Annotated in this window: 17 protein-coding genes and 1 pseudogene; 8 read left to right on the forward strand and 10 right to left on the reverse strand. The window is 41.8% G+C overall.

The annotated features are described in order from the left end of the window. Positions 1 to 52: 52 nt before the first annotated feature. From FY557_RS10410 to FY557_RS10435, 6 genes are all read right to left on the reverse strand, one after another. Positions 53 to 1,060 (reverse strand): vWA domain-containing protein, encoded by a 1,008-nt coding sequence (locus tag FY557_RS10410; protein WP_149247191.1) that lies wholly within the window; start codon positions 1,058 to 1,060, stop codon positions 53 to 55. After that, positions 1,060 to 2,052, reverse strand: coding sequence for a vWA domain-containing protein (locus FY557_RS10415; RefSeq protein WP_149247192.1), 993 nt, complete (start codon positions 2,050 to 2,052; stop codon positions 1,060 to 1,062). Before FY557_RS10415 ends, FY557_RS10410 begins: the two co-directional genes overlap by 1 nt. After that, positions 2,045 to 2,941 carry a BatD family protein gene (locus FY557_RS10420; RefSeq protein WP_149247193.1) on the reverse strand — a complete coding sequence of 299 codons (897 nt, stop codon included), beginning with the start codon at positions 2,939 to 2,941 and terminating at the stop codon, positions 2,045 to 2,047. Before FY557_RS10420 ends, FY557_RS10415 begins: the two co-directional genes overlap by 8 nt. A gap of 41 nt (positions 2,942 to 2,982) precedes the next feature. Further along, complete coding sequence (locus FY557_RS10425; RefSeq protein WP_149247194.1) at positions 2,983 to 3,846, reverse strand: DUF58 domain-containing protein; 864 nt, start codon at positions 3,844 to 3,846, stop codon at positions 2,983 to 2,985. An 80-nt stretch (positions 3,847 to 3,926) separates the two neighbouring features. Further along, positions 3,927 to 4,385 carry a GNAT family N-acetyltransferase gene (locus FY557_RS10430; RefSeq protein WP_149247195.1) on the reverse strand — a complete coding sequence of 153 codons (459 nt, stop codon included), beginning with the start codon at positions 4,383 to 4,385 and terminating at the stop codon, positions 3,927 to 3,929. Continuing rightward, on the reverse strand, positions 4,385 to 5,389 hold the full coding sequence (locus tag FY557_RS10435; protein WP_149247196.1) for an AAA family ATPase: 1,005 nt from the start codon (positions 5,387 to 5,389) through the stop codon (positions 4,385 to 4,387). The genes FY557_RS10430 and FY557_RS10435 overlap by 1 nt, the downstream gene beginning before the upstream one ends. 251 nt (positions 5,390 to 5,640) lie before the next feature. On the opposite strand from FY557_RS10435, the gene FY557_RS10440 reads away from it, so the two are divergent. The 7 genes and pseudogenes from FY557_RS10440 (at position 5,641) to FY557_RS10470 (ending at position 12,626) form a co-directional block, all read left to right on the forward strand. Next, the gene (locus tag FY557_RS10440; protein ID WP_149247197.1) at positions 5,641 to 6,111 is read left to right on the forward strand and encodes a DinB family protein; all 471 of its coding nucleotides are present in this window, start codon (positions 5,641 to 5,643) and stop codon (positions 6,109 to 6,111) included. Positions 6,112 to 6,145: 34 nt separating this feature from the next. Then, positions 6,146 to 6,539, forward strand: a pseudogene (locus FY557_RS10445) (four helix bundle protein). A gap of 46 nt (positions 6,540 to 6,585) precedes the next feature. Then, positions 6,586 to 7,329, forward strand: coding sequence for a 23S rRNA (guanosine(2251)-2'-O)-methyltransferase RlmB (gene rlmB / locus FY557_RS10450; RefSeq protein ID WP_149247198.1), 744 nt, complete (start codon positions 6,586 to 6,588; stop codon positions 7,327 to 7,329). A 25-nt stretch (positions 7,330 to 7,354) separates the two neighbouring features. Next, positions 7,355 to 8,407, forward strand: coding sequence for a DUF6263 family protein (locus FY557_RS10455; protein WP_149247199.1), 1,053 nt, complete (start codon positions 7,355 to 7,357; stop codon positions 8,405 to 8,407). Positions 8,408 to 8,500: 93 nt separating this feature from the next. Then, positions 8,501 to 8,725 (forward strand): hypothetical protein, encoded by a 225-nt coding sequence (locus FY557_RS10460; RefSeq protein WP_185151702.1) that lies wholly within the window; start codon positions 8,501 to 8,503, stop codon positions 8,723 to 8,725. A 33-nt stretch (positions 8,726 to 8,758) separates the two neighbouring features. Next, complete coding sequence (locus FY557_RS10465; RefSeq protein WP_149247201.1) at positions 8,759 to 11,299, forward strand: YfhO family protein; 2,541 nt, start codon at positions 8,759 to 8,761, stop codon at positions 11,297 to 11,299. 19 nt (positions 11,300 to 11,318) lie between these two features. After that, the gene (locus FY557_RS10470; protein ID WP_149247202.1) at positions 11,319 to 12,626 is read left to right on the forward strand and encodes a glycosyltransferase family 4 protein; all 1,308 of its coding nucleotides are present in this window, start codon (positions 11,319 to 11,321) and stop codon (positions 12,624 to 12,626) included. Positions 12,627 to 12,821: 195 nt separating this feature from the next. On the opposite strand, the gene FY557_RS10475 is transcribed toward FY557_RS10470, so the two are convergent. Beyond that, a complete protein-coding gene (locus FY557_RS10475) occupies positions 12,822 to 13,460 on the reverse strand; it encodes a hypothetical protein (RefSeq protein ID WP_149247203.1) in 639 nt (212 codons plus the stop codon). Between the two features lie 158 nt (positions 13,461 to 13,618). Between FY557_RS10475 and FY557_RS10480 the strand changes: the two genes are divergently transcribed. Further along, a complete protein-coding gene (locus tag FY557_RS10480) occupies positions 13,619 to 14,581 on the forward strand; it encodes a YpdA family putative bacillithiol disulfide reductase (RefSeq protein ID WP_149247204.1) in 963 nt (320 codons plus the stop codon). Between the two features lie 350 nt (positions 14,582 to 14,931). Here the strand turns inward: FY557_RS10480 and FY557_RS10485 are convergent, their stop codons facing one another. The 3 genes from FY557_RS10485 to FY557_RS10495 form a co-directional block, all read right to left on the reverse strand. Then, on the reverse strand, positions 14,932 to 16,962 hold the full coding sequence (locus tag FY557_RS10485) for a TonB-dependent receptor (protein ID WP_149247205.1): 2,031 nt from the start codon (positions 16,960 to 16,962) through the stop codon (positions 14,932 to 14,934). Positions 16,963 to 17,174: 212 nt separating this feature from the next. Then, complete coding sequence (locus FY557_RS10490) at positions 17,175 to 18,389, reverse strand: MFS transporter (protein ID WP_228451769.1); 1,215 nt, start codon at positions 18,387 to 18,389, stop codon at positions 17,175 to 17,177. Positions 18,390 to 18,574: 185 nt separating this feature from the next. After that, complete coding sequence (locus FY557_RS10495; RefSeq protein WP_149247206.1) at positions 18,575 to 20,248, reverse strand: glutamine--tRNA ligase/YqeY domain fusion protein; 1,674 nt, start codon at positions 20,246 to 20,248, stop codon at positions 18,575 to 18,577. Positions 20,249 to 20,371 lie beyond the last annotated feature (123 nt).

Raw genomic sequence — 20,371 nt, forward strand, 5'->3', positions numbered from 1 at the left:
GTTAAAAGTAGGTTAAAGTAATTGACTGAAACTGAGATCATGACCCCTGCTTTTAAAGATTAAAATCTCTTTTAGGATTAAAAATATAAATCAGAAAGAAGAAAAACAGGGAAACCGCCAGGAAATACTGGTAATAGTGGTTGGCATTCTGGGATTTTACCATTGTTTCCGAGGAGCCGGACTTCTTTCTTAAGGCATCCAGAATCCGCTCCGGTGCTTCACTGACGTTGTTCCCGTCGATATAGGTTCCGCCGGTAGCATCTGCCATTTTTCTGAGAGCTTCCGTCTGTCTTTTGGAAATAACCGTCTGCCCGTTCATATCACTTTTGTATCCCATCAGCTGACCGAAAACATATTCCGGTACCGGTGCTCCTTCTTCCGTTCCGATCCCCACGGAAGTGATCATAATTCCTTCTTTCTTGGCTAAGCGGATTGCTGCGTCATCATTTCCTTCGTTATCTTCACCATCGCTCAGCAGAACAACCTTCCTCCCGTCTTTGCTTACATTTTTAAATTTGTCGACGGCTATTTTCATTGCATTTAAAAAATCAGTTCCCTGGATCTGCATGGAATTGGTTTCGATACCGCCAATATAGGTTTCCGCTGAGCCGTAATCGGTCGTTAACGGCATAATCGACGTTGCCTGTCCAGCAAAAATTACAATCCCGACTTTATCGTTATTCATTTTCTGCATGGTCTGTAGCATCAGGTTTTTTGCTTCAGTCAGACGGCTTGGGTTAATATCTTCCGCATTCATGGAATTGGAAACATCCATCATGAAAATAACATTATTCAGTTTCTGGCTGGTTTTTATTTCTTCCGAACCGCTCAGCAGGTCGATGATTGAAAAAATCAGAAATAAAACGGCCAGCAGATAAAAGGCCGGAAAGAATTTCGTAAAACCCGATTTTTTTTCAAACAAATGCTCATGAAACTGGCTGTCTGCAAAAAGAATCCTCTTTTTCTTTTTCCATTTCAGATAACGGATCAGAAAGGCAGCCAGCAGCGGCAAAAGCAGCAGCAACAACAAATACCAATAATTACCTAAATACCAATCCATTAGCTTAAAATTTTATAAAATACCCATCGCAGCAGAGCATCCAGGAGAAGCAAGCCCAAAGCTACCCAAAGGAAGATCTTGAAATATTCCTGGTAATTAAAGAGTTTGGCTACTTTTACATCGGATTTCTCCAGTTGGTTGATCTCGTCATACACTTCCTCAAGACTGCTGTTTGACGTGGCCCTAAAGTATTTTCCACCTGTCATCTGGGCCACTTCCTTTAAAACCGGTTCATCGATTTTCACTTCCGCTTCCGTAAAGACCAGGTCTCCGAAAATATCCTGCTGTGTCGGCATCAGGGCGTATCCGTTGGTTCCGATCCCGATTGAATAGACTTTTATTCCGTTGTTCTTGGCGAGTTCCGCTGCAATAGCAGGCGGCATCGCATTTTCTATCGTATTGACCCCATCCGTCATCAGGATGATAATCTTGCTCTTTGCCTTGCTGTTTTTCAAATGGTTAACGGCTACGGAAAGCCCTTCGCCGATCGCCGTTCCCGGCTGCAATTCCAGTGGATTCAAACTGTTCAATTCATCTACCACTACCTGATGGTCGGAAGTTACCGGAACTTTTGTAAAGGCTTCTCCGGAATACGCTACCACCCCGATCCGGTCATTCGGTCTTTTATTGACAAATTTAACCGCGATATCTTTCAGAGCGGTCAGACGGTCCGGGGTAAGGTCTTTAGCCAGCATACTCAACGACACGTCTACGGAAAGCATAATATCAATTCCTTTAGTATCGTCCCGGTCCTGAGAAATCGTAAAAGTCCTCGGTCTTGCCATGGCAATGATCAGAGCCGACAGAATCAGGTATTTCGAAATTTTCAGGAAAAACATCACAATGTGGATTCCGCCACTGTCGCCCATATTTTTAACCGTCGGCACCTTAATGCCTTTCCTTTTCTGTTTGCTGATATCCCGGAAGAGAAGTGGGATAAAAAGGACAAACAAAAGTAAAAACCATGGATTGTAAAATTCAAAATTAAACATCTTTTCTCAGGTTTTCGAATTCCAAATCCTTTGATGACCGCTTTACAAAGGCCGTAATATCTGCCAGGTCCTTTTCCATCATCTGCTGGTCCGGAAACGTCTTTGCAAATTTTACAAGATCGCCCCTTACAAACACCGCTTCTACCACGCGCTCATTTTCCTGGGAAATTGTATTGTTTTTCTTCATCAGATCCACAAGATCATCCGTCAGAAGCACATCAGCCGGTAGCCGGTATTGGGTAGTGATAAATTTCCTCGAAATATCAATCAGTTCCACATAGAACGAACGATAATTTCCTGTTTCCACATATTTCTTCTTTTTCAGGGAATCCAGTTCTTTCAGCGTCTGGTTGGTCATAACCACCGGCGAACTTTTTTTCCTGCGTCCATATTTTACAAACATAATAATGGCAATAATAAGGCAGATCAGTGCGATGGCAGCCAGAATATAAAACTTGTACAGTTCCCAGTAGTCGGTTACTTCAAGCTTTACTTCTTTATTGTTCATGATGTCATTGATCGGATCCGTTTTCTGAGCCGTATTGATGACATCAATTTCATAAGGGATGGTCTTCAGAACTTTTCCTGCTACTTTAAATTCCAGTTCCGGAATCGTAAATTTCCCTTCATCAAAAACGGTAAACTCGATCCTCCTGTAATAAATGTCCTGTGTCTGGGCAATACTGTCTTTAATTTCCTCGAAATGAAAAGGAAGCAGTTCGTTCTGGGGAGCGGCGGAAACTTTTTCATCGTGGATATTATTGATCGTCACGACGAGATGGTTCACTTCTCCCAAAGCAATGGTTTTCTTTTCCACGCTGGAGGAAAGGATCTGTGAAAACGCATTTGCACAGAGTAAAAAACAGAATATTAATATTATTTTTTTCAATTTCAATACATTTTAAAATGGGCCCCGCCCATTCCGTTGAATTATTTTTTCTGAAAATAACCGTACAGCAGTCTGGAATAATCGGCTCCCGTATTCACATTCATAAAACTTGCGGAACTGTTGGAAAAATCCTCTTCCAATGCTTTCAGCTTCTGCTTCTGGGCTTCTGCAAAGGTATACCTCCATCTCGCGCTGGACGTATTGGCCCAAACCTGCTTTCCGGTTTCCGCATCATACAGCAGCGTATAGCCCACATCCGGAATTTCATTATCTTTTTCATCGTAAATCCGCATGCCCAACAGCTGATGTTTTTTAGAAGCCACCCTCAGCATTTTGGAATCGTATTCATCTTCAAAATCCGAAAAAAGGAAAACCAGCGATTTTCTTTTAAAAATCCCCATCATGTATTCCAGGGCTTTATCAATTTTTGACACGGCTGGAACATAATCTGCCCTCAGGATCATGCTGATAATCGACAGGATATGCTTTCTTCCTTTTTGTGGAGGAATAACCTTGTAAACTTTATCTGCAAACAGAATCAGTCCCACTTTATCGTTATTTCCCGCCGCTGAAAATCCAAGACTTGCAGCAATCTCTGCCACATATTCCCTTTTCAGCTGGTTTTTGGTCCCGTAATCCATAGACGCCGAAATATCGACGAGCAGCATCATCGTCAGTTCCCGCTCCTCCTCCATGACTTTCACGAACGGCTCCCGGAAACGGGCAGTCTTGTTCCAGTCAATTCTTCGGATCTCATCACCGAACTGGTACGGGCGGACTTCCGAAAAAGTCATTCCCTGCCCTTTAAAAGCACTGTGATATTGCCCCATTAAAGTAGCCTCCGTCTTCTTCCGGGTACGGATCTCAATCTGCTTTACTTTTTTTACAATATCTTTTATCTGCATAGCACTTCATTAATTTTAAATTCAAAGTTGATTTCAGATTTAATCTTCATTACCAACGCTTAGACCTTAAAATTTGAACTTTAAACCTTAAACTCAATCGATACATTGAACCATTCGTCATCAAATTTCGGACTGTATTTTTTATAGAAATTAATGGCAGGTTGGTTCCAGTTCAGCACCTGGAAAACCATTCCGCTGTAATTCCCGGATTTTCCGTATTCCATTGTGGCTTCAAATAACTTTCTGCCGATCTGATTTCCCCTCATCCCTTCCGTCACCACCAGATCCTCCAGGTACAGCCTTCTGCCCTTCCAGGTTGAATACCGGTCGTAATACAAAGAAATCCCGACAATTTTTCCGCCAGCCTCTGCAACGAAAGCACCCCAGACCGGAGCCTTTCCGAATCCGTCTTCCGTAAATTGTTCCAGCGTTAATGTGACTTCATGCAGTGCCTTTTCATAGTCTGCCAGTTCTTTAATCAGTTCCAGCATCGGCGCGCAATCTTCACAAACGGCTTTCCGTATGGTCACTTCACCCATTACGGAGCCTGGATTTTCGCTAAAATTCTGTTTACGATTTCTTCTGAGGAAATTTCTTCCGCTTCTGCCTCAAAGGTTAAACCAATTCTGTGTCTCAGCACATCTTTGGCTAATGCTTTCACATCTTCCGGAATAACAAAAGCCCTTCCTCTCAGGAACGCATAGGCTCTGGAAGCAATCGCCAGGTTAATGGATGCCCTCGGGGAAGCTCCGAAACCAATATAGTTTTTCAGTTCGGCCAATCCGTAATTCTCAGGAAAACGTGTAGCGAATACCATATCCAGGATATATTTCTCAATTTTTTCGTCAAGATAAATCTGGTTAATCAGCTCTTTTGCCGCAACAATATGCTCCAGAGAAATCACCGGTTTCACTGTCGGCTGATGCGAAGTGGAAACCATCCGCATTACCAGCCTTTCATCTTCAAACTTAGGATAATCGATCGTGCATTTCAGCATAAAACGGTCGCTCTGGGCTTCCGGAAGCAGGTAGGTTCCTTCCTGATCGATCGGGTTCTGGGTAGCCAGTACAAGGAAAGGCTTCGGCAGTTTCATGGTCTCATCACCAATCGTCACCTGCTTTTCCTGCATCACCTCCAACAACGCCGACTGCACTTTAGCAGGAGCCCGGTTGATCTCATCGGCCAGTACAAAATTGGCAAACACCGGCCCTCTTTTAATGGAAAAATCGTTGTCTTTCACATTATAGATCATGGTTCCCACAACGTCTGCAGGCAACAGATCCGGCGTAAACTGGATTCTCGAAAATTCTCCGTGAACCGCATCCGCCAAAGTTTTGATCGCCAGGGTTTTCGCCAGTCCCGGAACTCCTTCCAGAAGGACGTGTCCATTCCCTAAAAGTCCTATCAAAAGACGGTCGATCATATATTCCTGACCGATAATTACTTTGTTGATTTCTTCGCGAAGGCGGGAAAAATAGAAGTTGGCTTCCTTTACCTGTTCCGTTAGCTGACGAATATCATCCGCCTGATATGTATCTGACATAGTCTTATTTAAAATAATTGGTAAATTTCTAATAAATACTTGCATTAATCAACACAAAAAATGCCATCTTTGAGTTAAAGTTTGTTAAATATTCCACGATTAATACGAGATCCCAAACTCTTGTACACTTTAGAATTCAGGGCTATGGTTTCTGTTTTTCATAAAAATATATAAATTTTAATTCAATGCCCCTCTCAAAAATTGTCATTTCCAGTTTATTAAACTATTTTTGGTGATTAAAAATTTGCAAAATGAATTATCATTTTCAAGCGCACCGGCAGGTCCGGAAGAATCTTCTCGATATCCTACAGAATACTTCGCACGAAGATCTTTTGCTGATTCCGGATGGTTTCAATAACAACCTGTACTGGAATATTGCCCATACGGTTGCGACCCAGCAGCTTCTGCATTATTACCTGAGCGGAAACCCTTTCAGAATCGACAAGTACTGGATCGAGACCTACAAAAAAGGGACCCTGCCGAATCTGGACGTCCAGAAATCGGAAGTGGAAGATCTGGAGTTCCTGCTGACGGAAACTTCGAAAATCCTGATGAAGGATTACGACAGCGACCTGTTTTCAGATTATACCCCCTATACCACCAGCTTCGGAATGGATCTGAAAAGCATCCAGGATGCGATCATCTTCAACAATATGCATGAAGGACTGCACTATGGATACGCGCTGGCACAGAAAAGGGCCATTTTAGGTGAGAAATATTAACTGTTCAAGGTTTTGGGTTTAAAGTTTAAAGTTTATGGCAACGATCAATAAATTTGAAGATTTGGAAATCTGGCAATTGGCCAGGGGGCTTTGCAGAGAAATTTACAACATGATCGAATCTACAAACCTTAAAAATAATTTTAAACTCAGCAATCAGATTGATGGTTCGTCAGGATCGATAATGGATAATATAGCCGAAGGGTTTGAAAGAAATGGTAACAAGGAGTTTGTACAATTTCTTTCCATTGCAAAAAGCGTCATGCGGCGAAACCAGATTACAGTTATACTGAGTTTTTGACAGAAGTTTTATTTCTGAAGAAAAATTTAAAATTTTAAAAGAACAGACGGAGATATTGAGCAGAAAAATAAGCTCATTTATTAAATATTTGAACATGACCGATTTAAGAGGAACAAAGTATAAATCTTAAAAACTTTAAACATTAAACTTTGAACCTTAAACATAAAACTTACTTAATGAAAGACGATTTCATCTTTGGATTACGTCCCGTGATTGAAGCTATTGAAGCGGGAAAAACAATTGACAAGGTCTTCGTGCAGAATGCGCTGCAGGGGCCGATTTATGCTGAACTTAAAGCTATTTTAGCTCAAAATAAAATACGTCCGAACTACGTTCCGGTTGAAAAACTGAACCGTTTTACCAGAAAGAACCACCAGGGGGTAGTCGCCTTTATTTCGGATGTTCCTTTTCACAAAGTGGAGGATATCGTGCCTCAGCTTTTTGAAGAAGGAAAGACCCCTTTCCTGTTGATTTTAGACCGGCTGACCGACGTCAGAAATTTCGGAGCGATCTGCAGAACAGCCGAATGTGTTGGTGTTGACGCCGTAATCATCCCTGAAAAAGGAGCGGCACCGATCAATTCGGATGCCATTAAAACTTCGGCCGGTGCTTTATACAATGTAAAAATATGCAAGGCCCCGAACCTGGCCCATGTTGTGGATTTCCTTCAGCAGAGCGGAATTTCCGTGTATGCCGCCAGCGAAAAAGCAGAAAAACTGATTTATGATGTCGATTTTACCGAGCCTTCCGCTATTGTGATGGGGAATGAGGAAACCGGAATTTCCAAAGAGGTTCTGCATCATGCTGATGAAAAAATAAAACTTCCGATTGAAGGAAAAACACAATCTTTGAATGTTTCTGTTGCCTGCGGGGCGATTTTATATGAAGCGGTACGACAGAAATTCACCAAAGCCAATTAATTCAACAAACATTAAAAAAATTTAAATGAAAAACATAGCAGCATTAGCGCTGATCTCAACCATAGCTTTAGTTTCGTGCAACAAAAAAGAAACGGCAAAAATAACGAAAGTAGATCCTAAAACCGGAAAAACCATCACCGTGGAAGTTCCGGCCGACTCCGTAGCCAAAGTGGAAGAAAATCCGGCGATTAAAGATTCTGCAGGCGTTTATACGCAGACTTTTAAGCTGGAAAAAGGAAAAACCTATCCTCTGACCACCTATCAGAGAGATACCAAGACCATGACGGATCCTAACGGGAAAACCATCAACGCTACCAGCGAATCTACAGACGAAATGTCTTTTACGGTAAACGACATCAAAGGAAATGTTTATGACATTACCCTGAACCTGATCGCCAAAAGAAACTCGCAGACGGCTCAGGGAAAAACCCTCGTTGTAGATACCAAATTGCCGATCCCGAAAGAAGACGACCTGAAAATGATCTGGAACATCAACAGGGCACTGACAGGAAACAAACTGAACATGAAAATGGATACCAAAGGAAACGTGATTTCCATTACCGGATTCGATGCAGTTTACAACAAAGTGGCCAACTCGGTAGGAACACTGATTAAGGACAAAAACCAAAAAGAAAGCGTAGTGGCCAGCCTTAAAGAATCGTTTAATGAAAAAGTATTGAAAGACCAGTTCACCAAAAACCTGACGATCATCCCTAAAAAAGGAGCCAAGATCGGAGGAAAATGGTCCAACAGTGAAAATGCCGACGCCCAGGGAAGAATCAAAGTAACCTCGAATTATACGCTGAAAAGCGCAGGAAACGGTGTAGTAGAGATTTCAGTAACAGGAGGAATTCCTAAAAAGGTAGAAAAGCAGAACCAGGGCGATGTTACCCACAGCTTAAGCAGCGAACTGACGCAGAATGGAACCATTAAGTTTGACCAGAATACGGGATGGATCAAAAACCAGAATATTTCCGTAAAGACCACCCAGATTGAAAGTATTTCGAAAGGAAAAGAATCACAGTCGATGACCAGTGTTTCCAATTCTTCTGTCATGGTAAACCCTACGGCTAAGTAAATACATGACTTTAGGGTTGAAGAGTTTGAGCACGTATCCGCCTGACCGGCGGTCTGCAAAACCGGACTTTAACGTAAAACCTTACATAAAATTATGAAATATATTCTTGAGCTTGTACTCAGCGCCATTATTATTTTCTTTGTTTGGAATGTTCTTAAAAGAATTTTCTTCAAGACCTTTTACAGTTACCGATTCAATAACCAGAACAATAATAGCAAGCCGGATCTACAAAACTCTGACAAGAATAACCAGGGCCTCAACTGGGATGCGGAAACCGTAGACTATGAAGAGGTAAAAGAAAATAAGGACAAAAAATAACCATTCCTAAAAGTAAAGATTATAACCATCCACATGGCGAAAAATAAAAACCTGATTTATATTGCAATTTCATTAGTTGTATTTATCGTTTTAGCATTTTTATACTCCACGCCCGTCATTACGGGAAAACAGCTTTTCCAGCATGATATTGTGCAGTATCGCGGCGGGGCCAAAGAACTCCTCGATTATAGAGATGCTGCCGGAAAGGAAACCTACTGGAGCGACTCCATGTTCGGCGGGATGCCGACGTACCAGATGGGAAGCCGGTTTGAAGGAGATATTATTAAAAACATCGACTCCAAACTGAACTTCTTTCCACGGCCCGTCAATTATCTTTTCCTGCTTGCAGCAGGTTTTTTCCTGTTGGGAATGGTTGTGGTAAGGAATTGGAAATATGCCCTTTTAGGAGCCACTTTCTTCAGTCTTTCCACCTATTTTTACATCGCTATTGCGGCCGGACACAATGGTAAAATCAATACCATTGAATATTTCGCCCCGCTTTTAGCCGGAATCCTGCTGGTCTATATCCGGAAAGAATACATTTGGGGATTCATCGTCACTACCCTCTTTATGGGGCTTCAGATTGCCGCGAACCACCCGCAGATGACGTATTATCTTTTCCTGGCCTTGGGATTTTTATTCCTATCCGAATTAATCAGAACCATTCAGAAAAAAACGCCGGTAAAACACTTTTTGATCTCTTCCGGAATTATTGCAGTCTCCTGTTTAATAGGGGTAGGAATGAATTCTCAAAGGATCATGGCCAATTCGGAATATATTAAAGAAACTGTCCGCGGAAAGCAAATCCTGACTAATGAAAGCCATACCGGAGGAGACTCGGGGATGGATAAGGAAAGCATGCTGATGTGGAGTTACGGAAAGCTGGAAACCCTAAATCTTTTCATTCCAAGACTGATGGGCGGCGGAAGCCAGGAACCGGAAGGAAAGGAAATGATGGCGAAAATCCAGGAAATGGTCCAGGAAAATGTAGGTTCACAAACTGAAATGGACAGGATATCCAAAGGATTCGGAAACCTTACCTACTGGGGCGATCAACCGGGAACTTCCGGACCGGCCTATCAGGGAGCTGTTGTCTGTTTCCTGGCATTGCTGGGATTTTTCTTTGCCTGGAAAAAGTACCGCTACTGGATTCTCGGAGCTTCCATTCTGACTGTTTTCCTCGCATGGGGAAGCAACTTCATGGCGCTTTCCGACTTCTTTATTGATTTCATTCCTTTTTATAATAAATTCAGGGCGCCGTCTTCCATATTGGTGGTAGTGGAATTATTATTCCCTTTAATCGCCATTATCGGATTGTACAGGTTCTTTACAGATAACGAATTAACCAAAGAATACAAACAGAAAATTCTTCTGTACGTGGGCGGCGGGACCTTAGGTTTTGTCCTCATCCTGCTGCTCTTCGGAAAATCTCTTTTAGGTTTCCAGACAGAAAATGAAAAGACCTACCTGCCTCCTTTCCTATTGGATTATCTGGTAGATGAACGATTTAAAATGTTCAGGATCGATGCCATTAAAGCCTTCTTCTATGTGGCGATTACCGTTGCTGCTTTATTCATGGCTTTAAAACAAAAGCTGAACCAGAACATCGCTATGGTGATTATCGGTGTGGTTAGTTTATTCGACTTATGGACGGTGAATAAACGGTATCTGAATGATGAAAACTACGTAGATAAGATCTTTGCCGAAAACCCTTTCCAGACAGAAAGCTCAGATCTGCTGGCTGAAAAAGCTCAGGGAAATCCGAATCTGGAATCAATTTTAGCCAATGTCAATGTCAACAAAGCTCTGGAAACCATTGCTGAAAAAGACAAAACCCACTACCGGGTTTTCAACAATATTCTGGGAACATTCAGTGAGACAAATACTTCTTACTTTAAATCTTCTATAGGAGGATACCACGCGGTAAAACTGAGAAGATACGATGATGTAATCAATGAATATTTCCAGACGATGGACTCGGTAAAAGTTCCAAATATCCTGAATCTTCTGAACGCCAAATACCTGGTCTTAGGCGGACCGGAGCAGCCACAAGCTATCCCGAACCCAAAAGCCAATGGAAATGCCTGGTTTGTAAGCGACCTGAAATTTGCAGACTCCCCGAACCAGGAAATTAAGGCAATCGGAACCGTCAACAGTAAAAAAACCGCCGTTATCGCCGCTTCCGACAGGAAATATTTTGAAGGAAAACCGGTTCAGCCCGATTCAACAGCCTTTATTAATTTAACGAAATACCAACCGAACGAACTGGAATTCAGGTCTCAGTCTAAAACCCCACAGCTGGCCGTATTTTCGGAGATTTATTATCCTCATGGCTGGAAGGTTTTTGTGGATGAAAAAGAAGTACCTTACATTAAAGCCGACTACCTGTTGCGTGCCGTGCACGTTCCTGCAGGAGGCCACCATGTAAGAATGGTCTTCGAACCGGAAGTTATCGAAAAAGGAAAATGGATTTCACTGATCTGTTTCGGATTATTTATTATTTTAAGCGGACTTGGAATTTATTTTCTTTACCGCAAAAGAGACAAAAGAAAAGCTAAAATAATTCAGGAATAAAAATCTCATAGCTAAAACAGTGGAACAAAAAAAAATACTCATCATCACCTATTACTGGCCTCCTGCGGGAGGCCCTGGTGTTCAAAGATGGCTGAAATTTGCCAAGTACCTGCCGGAGAACGGCTGGACCCCTGTAATTTATACCCCGGAAAATCCTAGCTACCCTTTGCTGGATAAAAGCCTGCTAAAAGATGTTCCGAAAGGTCTTGAGATTGTAAAAACAAAAATCTGGGAGCCGTATCAGCTAGCTGAAAAGCTGAATAAAAGCAATAAAAAGTTCAAAGCCGGACAATTTGATGTAGGCAACAACCAAAGCTGGAAATCCAGGCTTTCGATCTGGGTACGAGGAAATTTTTTCATCCCTGACGCAAGAGTGTTCTGGGTAAAACCTTCCGTTAAATTTTTGGGACATTATTTAAGAGAAAACAAAATCGATGTCGTGGTTACTTCGGGGCCACCGCATTCGCTGCACCTTATGGGCTTAGCACTGAAAGAAAAGTTTCCCGATCTGAAATGGATTGCCGATTTCCGCGATCCGTGGACCGAAATTTCATATTATAAACATTTAAAGCTTACAAAAAGCTCCGACCGGAAGCACCGGAAGCTGGAAGGCGAAGTCTTCAGAAATGCAGATATTACCCTCGCAACCAGTTACACCGATGCTGAAAACTTCAAAAAAAATGGAGCCCATGCCATCTGCATTACTAACGGATTTGATGAAGCCGATGCCAGCTCCCAAAGCCATAAGTCGACAGCTGACGATCAGCAACGGAAGTTCACCCTCAGTTACATCGGGGTTTTAGAGCAACTGAGAAATCCTGAAAACCTCTGGAAAGCTTTGAATGAACTGGTGAAAACGAATTCTGATTTTGCGGGAAATTTCACTTTAAAATTTGCCGGAAGAATCGATGATAAAATTTTGAACTCAATTGAACAGTCGGTTTTAAACAACCATATTGCAAATCTGGGTTACCTTTCGCATGATAAAGCGATTGACGAAATGCAGACCTCGGATATTTTATTGATTACCAATTTCCCCAATACCTCTTCCAAAGGCATCATCCCGGGAAAAATTTTTGAATATCTTGCTACGGGAAAACAGATCATTTCTTTCGGACCGGACGGAGCCGACGTTGCACGGATCCTTGAAGACACAAAAGCCGGTAAACATTTCAGCTACGATGATACCGAAACCATCAAAGATTTTATCCTTGAAAAATTTGAGCTCTGGAAGAAAAATGAACTGATAGAGAATACCCAAAACATCGAACAGTTTTCCAGAAGGAACCTTACGAAAAAGCTGGCTGACACTTTAGATCTTTTTTAAACCGAAAAATTTAACATATCAGCCATATAAAAATTCGGTAGCTGAAGCCACTCGAAACCAAATCATTATCAGCTTTGAAAATCTTCGGAATTTGTAAGAGATTTTAATCATAAAGATTTAAGGAACAGCGCCCCGGCGGCTGAGCGGAGCTGAAGCCACGTTTTATCCGTGAAAATATATAAAATCTGTAGAGACTTAAATCGTCCACTGGTCATTGACCACCCCTACCAGATAATATTTTCCCTGAAACGGTTCAAAGACCAACCGAAGGCATTTCCAGTCCATTTCAGGATTGGATTCCGAACCTTTGACAAAATTTTCAGTAAAATCAGCTTTAGGATAAATTTCTTTTAAATTGTTCAGTGAATTTCCCATTCCCTGAAATTCATTAATTGACACCTGTCCGGTTGCAAAATCTTTTGAATAGGCCCATTTGATCAGATAATCGGTAATGGTCGACTGATAAGGATCTCCTGAACCATCCAGCAATCCCCAGGTAAAAATGGTTTTTGTCGGCTGGTATTTTATAAAATCAGATTTGGAAAAAAGCTTGTCGCCTTCAGGGCTTACAAAGGCATACATCGAAAACCGTACGCCTTTTTCAGGATGGATGAATTCCGAAAATCTTTTATAATTTTTATCGTGTAATGCCTGAAGAACCGCTTCATTGGCCGCTTTCAGTGCAGTTTCCTTATCGATGGCTACCGATGTTTCCTGTACTTTTTCTGTCTGTGAAGCTTTTGCGGAATCGGCTTTGTCGTTGACAAATTTTTCCGGATTCTTCTTACAGGAAACGACTGCCAGAAAAGATAAGAGAAGAACTGCTTTTTTCATATTTTTCACGATATTTAACCTTAGTGTTTACCAAAATAGATGCCACATTTTTTAAATCTCTACGTTTACTTTCGCCTTTAAAACAGATTTAGTCATCGATTGTACGGTTTTTGCTGAGTTTAAACCTATTGCTTTATCGTTTTTTGTAATTTTGTTTTATGGAAATTTTAGATATTCTTATTATCGGAGGCGGACCTATCGGATTAAACTGTGCACTGGAAGCCGGAAAAAACAACCTTAGCTATTTAGTCATCGAAAAGGGAACCATCGTAAATTCCTTATACAACTATCCTTTATACATGCGTTTTTTCTCGACGGCCGAGAAGCTGGAGATTGATGGAATTCCTTTCATTTCTACCGCTCCTAAACCGGGACGGCAGGAAGCCCTGGAGTACTATCAGGGCATCGCCCGGCAACGGAATATCAACATCAACCTGTATGAAAAAGTGGAAAAAGTTTCCAAAGAAAAAGAGATTTTTACCATTGAAACAACGAAAGGAAGATATGCCGCCCGGAACGTCATTATTTCTACCGGATTTTATGATATTCCCAATCTTATGAATATTCCGGGTGAACGTTTACCCAAAGTAAAACATTATTATACCGAGCCCTATCCTTATGCCAAACAGAAAATTGTAGTGGTAGGTTCCAGCAATTCGGCGGTGGATGCAGCTTTAGAAACGTACCGGAAGGGTGCTGAAGTGACCATGATCATCCGTCATGACGAAATTTCGCCCAGTGTAAAATATTGGGTTAAACCGGATATTGAAAACCGGATTGCAGAAGGAAGCATCAAGGCACATTTCAGAGCTGAATTGCTGGAAATTAAAGAGCATTCCGTGATTTTTAAAGATAAAAACGGAGAACCCAATGAGATTGAAAATGACTTTGTACTGGCCATGACCGGCTATCTTCCCAATTTTGATTTCCTGAAAGATTCCGGTATCGAGCTGCAGGGCGAATGCCTGAACCCTTTTTACCACCCTGAAACCATGGAGACCAACGTTCCGGATTTGTATCTGGCCGGTGTCGTCTGCGGAGGAAAGGATACCCACTTGTGGTTTATTGAAAACTCCAGGATTCATGCGGAGATGATTGTGAAGCATATTCTTTCAAAATAGATATTCCCACAGATTCCGCAGATTTTCACGGATGAGGACGTGGCTTCGAGTAGCCTCAGCCACCGGGACGCTTTTCCTTTAAATTACGAATATAAAATAACCCTAAAAAAGCTTCAACACCGCGCTTGTCATCCCCGCAGGAGATCTCAACATAATTAGAGAACCGCACGGAAAGATTCGGGTTTTAATCCTTGCAGAATGGCACATGAGAAAATATTCTGGGCGCTGTAATGAAAAGCTTTGATTTCATCTGATGTGTTCTAAAATATTTCAAAATTTGGCTTCGACGAGCTCAGCCACTGAGTAGTCTCATATGAATTATGTGGTTTTATTTCCTTTATCGATTGCAGTCAAAAGTCAACCTTCACCCCAAACACAAAATTCCTTTTTGCCGCAGGATTGTAATAACGGTTTCCGAAAGCGTTGATATCAAAGCCCAGCACATAGTCTTCATTGTATACATTCTGGATCTGAAGAAATAAGTTCAGCCTTGTTTTATCCAGATCTACCGGAAAGCCAAAACGGATATTTCCGATCAGGTAGGCCTCCGACCATACTGAGTTGGCATCATTCAAAGGGATTTTTGAAGTATAAAAATGAGAATAGTCAACCGACAGTTTTCTGAAGAAAGTAAAGTTCAGCAAACTGTTGATGGTGGCTTCCGGTACTCCGGTAAGATCATTCCCGGAAAAATCATTTTCATTCTGCCGGTAATTTTTAAATTTAAAATCATAGAAACTTCCTGAAAACCTAAATTTGAACCGGCTCACAAAATCATTTCTTAAATCAAAATTTTTAGATTCGAGCAATACTTCTATTCCTTTCTGAACCGTCTCTCCCGCATTCACAAAATATTCCTGCCCGGCTTTGTTCTGCCTTCTTACAATGGCGTCTTTCATCCGGAAATCGAAGTAGCTTCCTTCAATAAAAATAGAATTTCCAAACTGTTTTCTAATGCCGGCTTCCCTGTTCCATCCGAATTCAGGCCTCAGATCTGCATTGAACTGCTGTGTCGAGGAGCGGATCTCTTCATTTGTCGGAGCAGAATTCCCCTTCCCAATTTTTCCACGTACGGAAAAACCTTTTCCCAGAAGATAAACGACGCCGAAATTCGGAAGCCACTGGTTTCTGAATCTTACTTTTCCATTTTCTTCCCGCGGATACTGCCGTTCCCAATGGTAGGCATTTGAATTTAAACTGACGGAAATATCCGTAAACAGCCGTTCGCCAATATTCAGCTTTTGGGATAAAAAGTAAAATCCGGATGTATTTTTAAGCCGATCGAAATTCTGGGGCTTCCCTTCGATCCCTTTGTTATTATCATAATTTTTAACTAAAATATCATTGATGCCTCCTTCAAATCCCAGACGGTAAGCCAATGAAACCGAATTCCAGTTTTTCTCATAATTAAAATGCGTCCTGAGGGCAACATTCTTTTCAAAACGGTTTTCAAAATTGGTAATGAACGGATTTTCAAAATCAACATACGAACCTTGGACCATAACAAAGTGGGAAAATTCCGGGGTGATGTTGAATTCGTGTGAAAGGCCGGCCAGGAGCATCTTATTGCGGATGCCGGCATCCTGCTGTTTAGCGCCGGGCACTGTTTTTGTTGCCGGCCTGGCTTGTCTACGGTCGGCAGCCATCTGTTCCAGCGTCAGTCCGCCCGGCGTCTGGTAGTCGAGATCGGAATACATCAGCATGGCTTTCAGCAGGCCTGTTTCGGAATATTTGAAATGATCTTTAATGAAAACCTGCTTCCTCTGAACTTTAGCCTGTTCCCGGTAAGAATCGGTCTGGTAATAGTTCTGAAAAACCTCGACAAAATGTTTTCCGAGCTGTTTTGAAAGATCGAAACTCTGGTTGAAAGTTCCGTAGCTCCCGGCCGAAAGGTTTGCTGAAATCTGATCTGACCTTTTTGTTTTCAAGAGAACAGTCCCTCCTGTAGCTGCTCCGTAATCCCCGCTTTCCGGGCCTTTATAAATTTCCATCCGGTCGATAAGTTCCGGGGAGATCACATTAAAATAGGTATTTCCCGAAGCATCGGACAGAATAAAATCATCCAGATACACTTTGACATTCCGTACGCCGAAAGGTGACCTCAACGTACTTCCACGCAATGAAATCCGGTAGCTGCCTGGTGAACGCTCCTCCATTCTCGCGCCAGCAATCTGGTTGATGGATTCGAGCATCCTTTCCGGCGGGTTCTGGATAAGCAAATTTTCGGAAACTACAGAAACAGATTTTGTAGAAGAGATAAAAGCCGTTGGTTTTTTGTAAGCATCAATACGGACTTCAGAAATCAGACCTATCGAGTCGTTCTGCTGAGCCAGCAGTATTGAAGCCGAAAACAAGGGAAGTAAAAAATAGAGTTTTGTCATTGCCTGATGCTATGCAAAAACCGTACTTTCCTTTACAATAAGGGTATATTTAAACTAAAGTTTTTAATTTAATCTCAAAGAGTACGTATGTGTTTCAGAATTTTTAGGTTGATCTAAAGGAAACATTAATTGTTTAACAATACTCAGGTTAAATCTAAAGAAAAAAGCCCGGTAAAACACCGGACTCTTTATTTAAAATTGTTTTCATTTCTTTAATGCGATTCTTTTTTATCTCCGATCATCCATGGAATAATATAGTAGAACGCGATTGCTGTTATTCCGAGAATAATTCCTGTGGCTGACCATAAAAAGGTAAACCCGAAATGTTCTGCTACAAAAGTCCCCAGCGAAGGGATGATGATGAATGAAAGTGAAAAAGCAATTCCCAGCAATCCCATATAAGCGCCTTTATTATGGGTTCCCGAACGGAGCGACGTAATAGTAGCCATAAACGGAAGTGCCCAGATCTCTCCAAGACTCAGAATGGTAATAGAAACTACGAGGATCCATATAGAAGTTCCTGCCGCCAGCATTCCAAAGGAAACGGCACAGAAAAGCGTTCCCAGCAGCATGGTGGTTTTCAGATTCAGGTATCTTTCGGCAATCTGTACCAGAATCATTTCCATGATGACAACAATCACTCCGCTGAATCCCAGGATATAGCCTATTTTCTCCGCAGAAAGGCGGGCTTCCTGCTTGTAGAAGATGGTGAGTGTATTCAATATCTGAAAAAAACATACGGAAAACAGGAAACAGGCTGCTGCGAAAAGAATAAACCTTGAATCTTTATAAGGAGACACCGCCTTATCAGACATTGCCCGGTCAGACTTTTCCTTGTTTCTGTAGCTTCGGTTCCTGAAAAAGAAAACATAGGTTAATCCCGCCAGCAAAGCACCCACAGCATTGGAATAAAACAGGAAATCATACGAAATCGCAGCTAAAATCCCACCCAGCGCAGGGCCTACGGAAAACCCCAGGTTGACGGCCATGCGGTTCAGTGAAAATGCCCGCGTAATGTTTCCGGGCTTGGCATATTTGGAAACCGCGACAGAATTGGCTGGCCGGAAAGCTTCACTGATGGAGCTCTGGATAAAAATAATCGCCGCTAACCCGACCTCGGTATGAAAAAGAGGAATCAGGCAAAACATGGGAACACTCAGGAACAGGCTCATACTCTGCACCTTGAATTCTCCGATTCTATCCGTAATCATTCCTCCGATCCAGGAACCGATTACCGAACCGATTCCGAAAAAGCTGAGAACGATTCCGGCACTTTTAATGTCAAATTTCAAATGATCGGTCATGTACACGCCCAGAAAAGGCAGTACCATGGAACCCGACCGGTTAATCAGCATCACCAGTGCAAGCATCCAGCTTTCCACTGAGAGCCCTTTGAATGAATTGATATATATTTTTAATAGTTTCACAATTTTGATTTTATATTTATTATTAAAAATAAGCCATCGCCACTCCATTTTAAAACACAGACAGCACTACCTTTTTTACAATCGTACCACTGTTATTGGTAAGAATATGAGTGTTATTAGTGTTTAAAAACAAAAACAGGACTTAAGATTAAGCCCTGTTTCATTTATATAGTATCAATAAATTTCTACTCCGGCTTATAAGAGTCTTTTAAGGTCACTGTTCTGTTGAATACAAAATTTGTATCCGTAGAATCCTGATCTTTCGTAAAATAGCCAATTCTCTGGAACTGAAGCGGCTCTCCCACAGCTACATCTTTTAAGTTTGGCTCGGCAAATCCCTGTACGGTTGTTACGGATGCCGGATTAATGAAATCCAGGAAATCCACGTCTTTTTCGGCGTCCGGCTGCTCCACCGTGAACAATCTGTCGTAGTTTCTGATTTCCACAGGAATGGCATGTTTTGCAGATACCCAGTGAATGGTTCCTTTTACTTTTCTCAAACTTTCCTCCGTACCGCTTCCCGATTTGGATTTTTCATCGTAGGTCGCATAAATGGTCGTGATGTTTCCGTTTTCGTCTTTTTCTACCCTTTCTCCTTTAATGATATACGCAGACTTCAGACGCACTTCACCACCTAATTTCAGTCTGAAAAATTTATTATTGGCTTCTTCTTTGAAGTCCTCACGCTCAATATATAATTCTCTGGAGAACGGAATTTCCCTTGTTCCTGCATTTTCCTGCTCCGGGTTGTTTTCGGTTTCCAGCCATTCTTCCTGACCTTCAGGATAATTTTCAATGATTAATTTCACAGGATCCACTACGGTCATCACCCTTTTGGCTACTTTGTTCAGGTCTTCACGGACACAGAATTCCAGCAGCTGAAGCTCAATCAGGTTTTCTCTTTTGGCAACCCCTACTTTTTCGATAAAATTCCTGATCGAAGCCGGCGTAAACCCTTTTCTTCTCATTCCGGAAATGGTAGGCATTCTCGGATCATCCCAGCCGTTCACTGCCTTTTCAGCAATCAGCCTCTGCAGTTTTCTTTTGGATGTAATCATATAAGAAACGTTCATCCTGGCAAATTCCCTTTGCTTGTTCTTCACATTTCCTTCTTCATACACCTGATCCAGGTACCAGTTGTACAACGGTCTGTGGTTTTCAAACTCCAGGGAACACAGCGAGTGCGAAATCTGTTCGATATAATCGGATTCCCCATGTGCCCAGTCATACATCGGGTAAATCTTCCATTCCGTTCCTGTTCTGTGGTGCGGCCTTTTCAAAATTCTGTACATCACCGGATCACGCATGTTCATGTTCGGTGACGTCATATCGATTTTAGCCCGAAGCGACATTGCCCCTTCTTCAAATTCTCCGCTCCTCATTCTCTCAAAAAGATCAAGAGATTCTTCAACGGGACGGTTTCTGTACGGAGATTCCACCCCCGGTTCCGTAGGATTTTTTCTTTGTTCGGTAATCACTTCGGAAGGCTGCTCGTCTACATACGCTTTTCCTTCTTTGATAAGCTGGACCGCCCAATCATAAAGCTGCTGGAAGTAATCGGAGGCGTACAATACTTTATCCCATTTGAAACCCAACCATTCAACGTCTTTCATAATAGAATCCACGAATTCCTGTTCTTCTTTCTCAGGATTCGTATCGTCGAAACGAAGGTTTACGGGAGCATTGTATTTTTCACCCAAACCGAAGTTGATGCAGATGGCTTTGGTATGGCCTACATGCAGATAGCCGTTTGGTTCAGGCGGAAAACGGAAACGGATCTGATCTCTTTTCAGTCCGTTTGCCAAATCATCTTCGATAATTTGCTCAATAAAATTGAGTGATTTTTTTTCTTCTTCCATTAAAATTCGCTTTAAGATGCCGTGTATCACGACAATTTGCAAATTTAGGAAAATTAAAGGTTTTACCCAAGTAGTAATTTTACGATGATTAAATGATTCCGGTACATTATTTTTCTTAATTTA

Origin of the sequence: Chryseobacterium sp. SN22 (genome assembly GCF_008329705.1) — a bacterium.
Lineage (GTDB): Bacteria > Bacteroidota > Bacteroidia > Flavobacteriales > Weeksellaceae > Chryseobacterium.